This is a genomic window from Yoonia sp., from assembly GCF_046498525.1.
GTDB lineage: Bacteria > Pseudomonadota > Alphaproteobacteria > Rhodobacterales > Rhodobacteraceae > Yoonia.
Window position 1 is genome coordinate 1 of record NZ_JAWOAN010000068.1, and the last position, 5,484, is coordinate 5,484.

Annotated in this window: 8 protein-coding genes; 2 read left to right on the forward strand and 6 right to left on the reverse strand. The window is 57.7% G+C overall.

Annotated features, from left to right (window positions below; all coding sequences use genetic code 11):
• A partial coding sequence (locus R6T97_RS04375) for a COQ9 family protein (protein WP_410348083.1) occupies positions 1 to 513 on the forward strand: 513 nt, incomplete at its 5' end.
• Between the two features lie 13 nt (positions 514 to 526).
• A complete protein-coding gene (locus tag R6T97_RS04380) occupies positions 527 to 1,498 on the forward strand; it encodes an NAD(P)H-quinone oxidoreductase (protein WP_410348084.1) in 972 nt (323 codons plus the stop codon).
• 5 nt (positions 1,499 to 1,503) lie between these two features.
• Here R6T97_RS04380 and R6T97_RS04385 read toward each other — a convergent pair whose 3' ends face one another.
• Genes R6T97_RS04385 through ispH form a run of 6 tightly spaced genes read right to left on the reverse strand, consistent with a single transcriptional unit; the run spans position 1,504 to position 5,352 of the window.
• Entirely contained in the window at positions 1,504 to 2,211 is a 708-nt protein-coding gene (locus R6T97_RS04385; RefSeq protein WP_410348085.1) for an RraA family protein, read from the reverse strand.
• Positions 2,196 to 2,891 (reverse strand): alpha/beta fold hydrolase, encoded by a 696-nt coding sequence (locus R6T97_RS04390; RefSeq protein WP_410348086.1) that lies wholly within the window; start codon positions 2,889 to 2,891, stop codon positions 2,196 to 2,198. The genes R6T97_RS04385 and R6T97_RS04390 overlap by 16 nt, the downstream gene beginning before the upstream one ends.
• The gene (rnhA, locus tag R6T97_RS04395) at positions 2,888 to 3,340 is read right to left on the reverse strand and encodes a ribonuclease HI (RefSeq protein WP_410348087.1); all 453 of its coding nucleotides are present in this window, start codon (positions 3,338 to 3,340) and stop codon (positions 2,888 to 2,890) included. Before rnhA ends, R6T97_RS04390 begins: the two co-directional genes overlap by 4 nt.
• Before the next feature lie 2 nt (positions 3,341 to 3,342).
• Positions 3,343 to 3,936: a class I SAM-dependent DNA methyltransferase gene (locus R6T97_RS04400; protein ID WP_410348088.1), complete on the reverse strand. Its 594-nt coding sequence runs from the start codon at positions 3,934 to 3,936 to the stop codon at positions 3,343 to 3,345.
• On the reverse strand, positions 3,936 to 4,385 hold the full coding sequence (locus tag R6T97_RS04405; RefSeq protein ID WP_410348089.1) for a DUF3429 domain-containing protein: 450 nt from the start codon (positions 4,383 to 4,385) through the stop codon (positions 3,936 to 3,938). Before R6T97_RS04405 ends, R6T97_RS04400 begins: the two co-directional genes overlap by 1 nt.
• 16 nt (positions 4,386 to 4,401) lie before the next feature.
• Entirely contained in the window at positions 4,402 to 5,352 is a 951-nt protein-coding gene (ispH, locus tag R6T97_RS04410; RefSeq protein ID WP_410348090.1) for a 4-hydroxy-3-methylbut-2-enyl diphosphate reductase, read from the reverse strand.
• Between the last annotated feature and the right edge of the window lie 132 nt (positions 5,353 to 5,484).

Consider the following 5,484-nt stretch of genomic DNA (forward strand, 5'->3'; position numbering starts at 1 on the left):
CGCGGCGATGCGGCGATGGTCAAGGCGCTTGAACTTTCCGACCTCAGCGGCATGCGCTTTCGTGACAAGGTTGCTCATGCCATCCGCCTCCGCCTGAAGGTGATCAACGATAAAGAGGCGGTGCGCCCTGGAACCACGCTCTTTGCGCTGCCGCATATGGCGGCTGACGGGGCCAAGCTGGTCTGGGGCACGGTTGATGCAATCTGGAATGCGCTTGGCGATACATCCCGTGATGTGAACTGGTACACCAAGCGTTTGACGCTGGCGGGCGTTTACAGTTCCGTCGTGCTCTATTGGCTGGGTGATGACAGCCTCGATACGCAGGCGACCGATGCATTTATCGATCGCCGCATCGATGATGTCATGCAGTTCGAGAAACTCAAGGCGCAAGCCAAGGCCAATCCGCTTCTCAAGCCGCTCACCAATGCGCTGGAGCGCATGATGACATCCGTAAAAGCGCCTGAAGAGGTATCTGGCCCCAATCTGCCGGGCGTTTGGCGCGACCCCAAATAAGGATGATCTTGTCATGAAAGCCATTGAAATATCCCAAGCTGGCGGGCCGGAAGTGTTGCGCCTGTGCGACCGCCCCATGCCAAGGCCGGCCTACGGTGAGGTCGTCATCAAGGTGGCCTATGCAGGGGTCAACCGACCTGACGCCTTGCAACGGGCAGGTCTGTATAATCCGCCCGAAGGCGCAAGTGACCTGCCCGGGTTGGAAGCGTCTGGAGAGATTGTATCATGCGGTAGGGGTGTCTCGGGTTTCAAGCCGGGTGATCAGGTCTGCGCCTTGCTGCCTGGCGGTGGATATGCGGAATATGTCGCGACACCGGCGGCCCATTGTCTGCCCGTCTCTGGCGGGCTGTCACTGAAACAGGCGGCTTGTCTGCCAGAGACTTATTTTACCGTGTGGTCCAATGTCTTCATGCGGGGCGGCCTGCAAGGTGGGCAGCGGTTTTTGGTGCATGGCGGCAGTTCCGGGATTGGAACGACAGCGATTCAACTGGCCAAGGCGTTCGGGGTGCGCGTTTTTGCGACGGCGGGGTCGGCTGAAAAATGCGCCGCTTGTATTGATCTTGGGGCCGAGGTGGCATTCAACTACCGCGAAGACGATTTTGTGGATAAAATGCAAGTTCTGGGTGGTGCGGATTTAATACTCGATATGGTTGGCGGGTCTTATATCCAGCGTAATCTCAAGGCTTTGGCTGACGATGGCAAACTGGTTCAGATTGCATTTTTGCAAGGGCCAAAGGTCGAACTGAACCTCGTGCAGTTGATGACCCGGCGTTTGACGATCACAGGCTCGACCTTGCGTCCGCAGTCTGATTTGGCAAAGGCGCGTATCGCTGATGAGTTACGCCAGCATGTCTGGCCGCTGATCATGGCGGGCAAGGTGGCCCCCGTGTTGGATCAGGAGTTTGCGCTGGAAGATGCACCTGATGCACATGCCCGAATGGAAAGCAGCGCACATATTGGCAAGATCGTTTTAAAAGTCAGCTAGCCGGTTCAGGTCCGCGTTTTCTCGAACGCCGCCCATGCCTCCAGCAGCTTGTCGAGGTCAAAACCGGGCTCTTTGGCTGGCCCGAGGATGATCTGCTCACCGGCCCACATCTTTTCAATTGCTGCTTTCAGATCAGGGATCACATCTGGCGGGATCACCAATCCGCCATGCTGATCGGCATGGACGAGATCACCTTGATTGACGGTCATTCCCATGACGTTCACAGGTGTTCCCAATTCCCGCACATGGACAAAAGCATGGCTTGGCCCGACAGAGCCAGCCACAACCGGAAACCCCTCTGCCAGATCACCCAGATCACGCATCACACCGTTGGTCAGCGCGCCATTCAGCCCCAGCCCCTTATGGACATTGGTGTGCACCTCGCCCCACCAGGCGCTGACGCAATGCGGGTAATCGACGTCTTCCAGCACAGCGATTGCAGGCCGAGGACCGCCCGCCATGTTGCGAAAGTAATCAAGGCGGCGGACACGGATCACATCAGGCGCTTCGGTCGGGGCCTCGCGCCCCGCGATCTTGGCAGTCCGCGCAAAACCGACCATGGATTGTCCCGGTGCAGAACACTGCATTGTGCCTTTGGTATAGGCATCAAAACCGCGTTTCCCTTGGGCCACTTCGATGGCGTTGCAGACCGTGGGCGTGTCGACCCTTTGCAAAAGCGCAAGCAAGTCGTGGGGGATTACTGGTTCAGCCATTTTTTCAAAGCCTTATTCGTTGTGTCCGGTTGTTCAAGCGTCGGCAGGTGGCCTGCATTCTTGATGACCGCAAGTGTCGATCCGGGGATCAGGTCATGCATCAGCTCGTGCCGGTGGACGGGGCAAAGGACATCATCTTCTCCGCCAAGAATCAGTGTGGGTACTTTGACTGTGCGCAGAACGTCCTGCTGATCTGGTCGCGTTTGCAGCGCACGGGATTGGTTGAGGAAAACGGCCTCTCCAAGCGTTTCGGCCATTGCCATGCAAAGATCAAGGATTTCGCCCGTTCGAAGACCATCCGTGATGTAGTTCGGCTTCATCTCATCGCGCATCACGGCGCGCAGGTGTCCGTCGCGCACCTTTTGCATTTGTGGTTCGCGCTTTTGAGCGACGGCGGCAACTTCGGCCTTGGGGTTGGTATCAAGCAGGGCTAATCGTGTGACACGTTCCGGCGCTTGGCGAAATACCTCCATCGCCACGATCCCGCCCATCGAAAGACCCGCTAGCGCAAACCTTGGAGGGGCGTTGTCGAGGATATCACCTGCAAGCGCTTCAACCGTATCGTGACCATTCAGTGGGACAGTCATAATAGGTCGCTCGTGCGAAAAAGCCGTGATTTGCGGCCCATAGAGCCGCGCATCGCACATCATGCCGGGCAATAGAAGAAGTGGTTCGTTCATGGCTTGAAGGGCTCCATGCCTGCGCGGGCCAACTCGTCGGCCTTCTCGTTCTCGATGTGTCCGGCGTGGCCCTTGACCCATTCCCAAGTGACGTCGTGGCGTTTCGTTGCTTCATCAAGGCGCCTCCAGAGGTCTTCGTTCTTCACGGGCTTCTTGGCGGCTGTTTTCCAGCCACGCGCCTTCCATCCGTGAATCCACTTGGTGATGCCATCTTTCACATAACCGCTGTCGGTCACGATCGTCAGGGTCGTTGGCCGGTCCAGCGTTTCCAAAGCGGTAATGGCGGCGAGCAACTCCATCCGGTTGTTTGTCGTCTCGGCTTCACCTCCGCACAAGGCGCGTTCTTTCAAAACCGTGTCGCCCTCGCGCGCAACCAGCAAAGCACCCCAACCGCCGGGGCCGGGATTGCCCGAGCAGGCACCATCTGTGTAGGCAAAAAGCTGGGGCATGTTCAGGGCTTCTTTCCGCGCATGATCACGAATGGGTCGATCGTTCCGGCAAGACCCGCCTCTGCGCCTTCCTTGACGTAAGTGACCTGATAACCCGCAGTTGTCAGCAAGTCTTCGAGTTCAATGACGGTGACGTAGGAGTAAAGCCGGTCGATCTTGTCGCGTGCTGCGCCGGTGCCGGTCTTCATGCCGATGTGAAGGATGCCGCCGGGTTTGGTCGCTTTGAAAAGCGCTGCGATATGGTGGGGCAGGTCCGCGCTTGCGGCGTGCAGGAGGCTGAAGTTGGCCCACACGCCATCATAGACCTCAAGCCCGTCAATATCATCAAAACGACCGAGCCGTGCGTCGAGCCCGAACTTTTCTTGCGCAATCGCAATCATGCCTTCGGAGGCATCGACAGGATCAGGGACAAGCCCGGCCGTGCGCATATGTGCCGACGCGGTGCCTGGGCCGCATCCCAGATCAAGCACCTTTCCGCCTTGTGGGATCAGATCAATGAAGCGTTGCAGCGTATTGTCCGGCGCTGTGGTTTCTACCAGGTCGGCATAGTCTGCCGCCTTGGCATTGTAAGTTGCGATGGTGCGCCGGTCTTCCATCAGAAAACCAAGGGCAGGTAAGTGATGATCACGATTGCAGTCAGAAGCCCTCGCAGATGCATCCACCACTGTGGTGCCAAGCCAAGCCGCCAGAAATGCCAATCCAGCAAAAGCAGACCAAGAAAGCCCACGATCAGATTGACGGCTGCGGTGGTCGGCCCGCCGCCGGTCATAAAGAACGCCCAAAGCGCCGGTATAACCGACAGCATGTAACTCGCCGTCGCCATCTGGCCGGTCGCTTTGGTCGCGAAGCCCCAAAGGACGCCGGACATGAATGACAAGATTATTGCGCCGTAAAACAACTGCACATAGGGGCCGATAAACCGGCCCCCCAAATTCATCTGTCCCCAAAAGGCCAAATCAGGCACCAATACCGTTACGGCGCCCCAAATAAACGGAAGCAGGCCAGCAAGGCCAAGGATCAAAGCAGAGCGTGGGATTGCATTCATTTCAGCGCGGCCTTCGTCAGGCGGATTCTCTGAGGACACGCGGAACTTTGAATTCGACGTTCTCTTCGGCAGTCACCACCATTTCGACGGTGGTATCATACCGGTCTTTGAAGGCGTCGATGACTTCGGTGATCAGCACTTCCGGTGCCGATGCTCCGGCAGTGATTCCCATGCTGGTGATCCCCTCGAGCGCGCGCCAGTCAATATCGGTGGCCCGTTGCACCAGTTGCGCATAGTTGCAGCCTGCGCGCGCGCCGACTTCGACCAACCGTTTGGAATTCGAGGAGTTGGGTGCGCCAACGACCAACATAGCGTCACATTTGGGTGCCATCGCCTTCACCGCCTCCTGACGGTTTGTCGTGGCGTAGCAAATGTCTTCTTTGTGCGGCCCGACGATCTTTGGGAAACGGGCATAAAGAGCAGCGACAATATCGGCTGTATCATCCACTGAAAGGGTCGTCTGCGTCACGAACGCCAGCATGTCAGGGTCGCGGACTGCAACCGCGGCTACATCTGCGACGGTTTCTACCAGTAGGACTTCGCCTTCAGGCAGTTGGCCCATGGTGCCAACCGTTTCCGGGTGTCCCTCATGGCCGATCATAATCATCTGCAACCCGTTGTCGGCGTGGCGCTGGGCCTCGATATGTACCTTGCTGACAAGCGGGCAGGTTGCGTCCACGTAAACCATTTCGCGTTTTGCAGCGGCAGCGGGAACGGATTTCGGTACGCCATGGGCCGAAAAGATGACGGGCCGGTCGTCCGGACAGTCATCCAGTTCCTCGACAAAGACGGCACCCTGATCGCGCAACGCGTCAACGACGAATTTGTTGTGAACGATCTCATGGCGCACATAGACGGGCGTACCCCATTTTTCCAACGCCATCTCAACGATCTTGATCGCGCGATCGACGCCGGCGCAGAACCCGCGCGGGGCAGCGAGATAAAGAGTGAGAGGTGGTTTGGTCATCTTGAACTCCGGTTTGCACACCAGAGGTAAGGCTTTGACACTGGTAGGTCCAGCGTCAGTTGCTGCGACGCATTGAGGCGCGGGTTGATGCGCCCCGATGCGTCTGCAGGTTATGTCTCTTGCGAGACTTCT

Excerpts from the sequence above, each read along its gene's own strand:
- R6T97_RS04380 (WP_410348084.1), top strand. The coding sequence starts at position 527 with ATGAAAGCCATTGAAATATCCCAAGCTGGCGGGCCGGAAGTGTTGCGC.
- R6T97_RS04385 (WP_410348085.1), bottom strand. The coding sequence starts at position 2,211 with ATGGCTGAACCAGTAATCCCCCACGACTTGCTTGCGCTTTTGCAAAGG.
- R6T97_RS04390 (WP_410348086.1), bottom strand. The coding sequence starts at position 2,891 with ATGAACGAACCACTTCTTCTATTGCCCGGCATGATGTGCGATGCGCGG.
- rnhA (WP_410348087.1), bottom strand. The coding sequence starts at position 3,340 with ATGCCCCAGCTTTTTGCCTACACAGATGGTGCCTGCTCGGGCAATCCC.
- R6T97_RS04400 (WP_410348088.1), bottom strand. The coding sequence starts at position 3,936 with ATGGAAGACCGGCGCACCATCGCAACTTACAATGCCAAGGCGGCAGAC.
- R6T97_RS04405 (WP_410348089.1), bottom strand. The coding sequence starts at position 4,385 with ATGAATGCAATCCCACGCTCTGCTTTGATCCTTGGCCTTGCTGGCCTG.
- ispH (WP_410348090.1), bottom strand. The coding sequence starts at position 5,352 with ATGACCAAACCACCTCTCACTCTTTATCTCGCTGCCCCGCGCGGGTTC.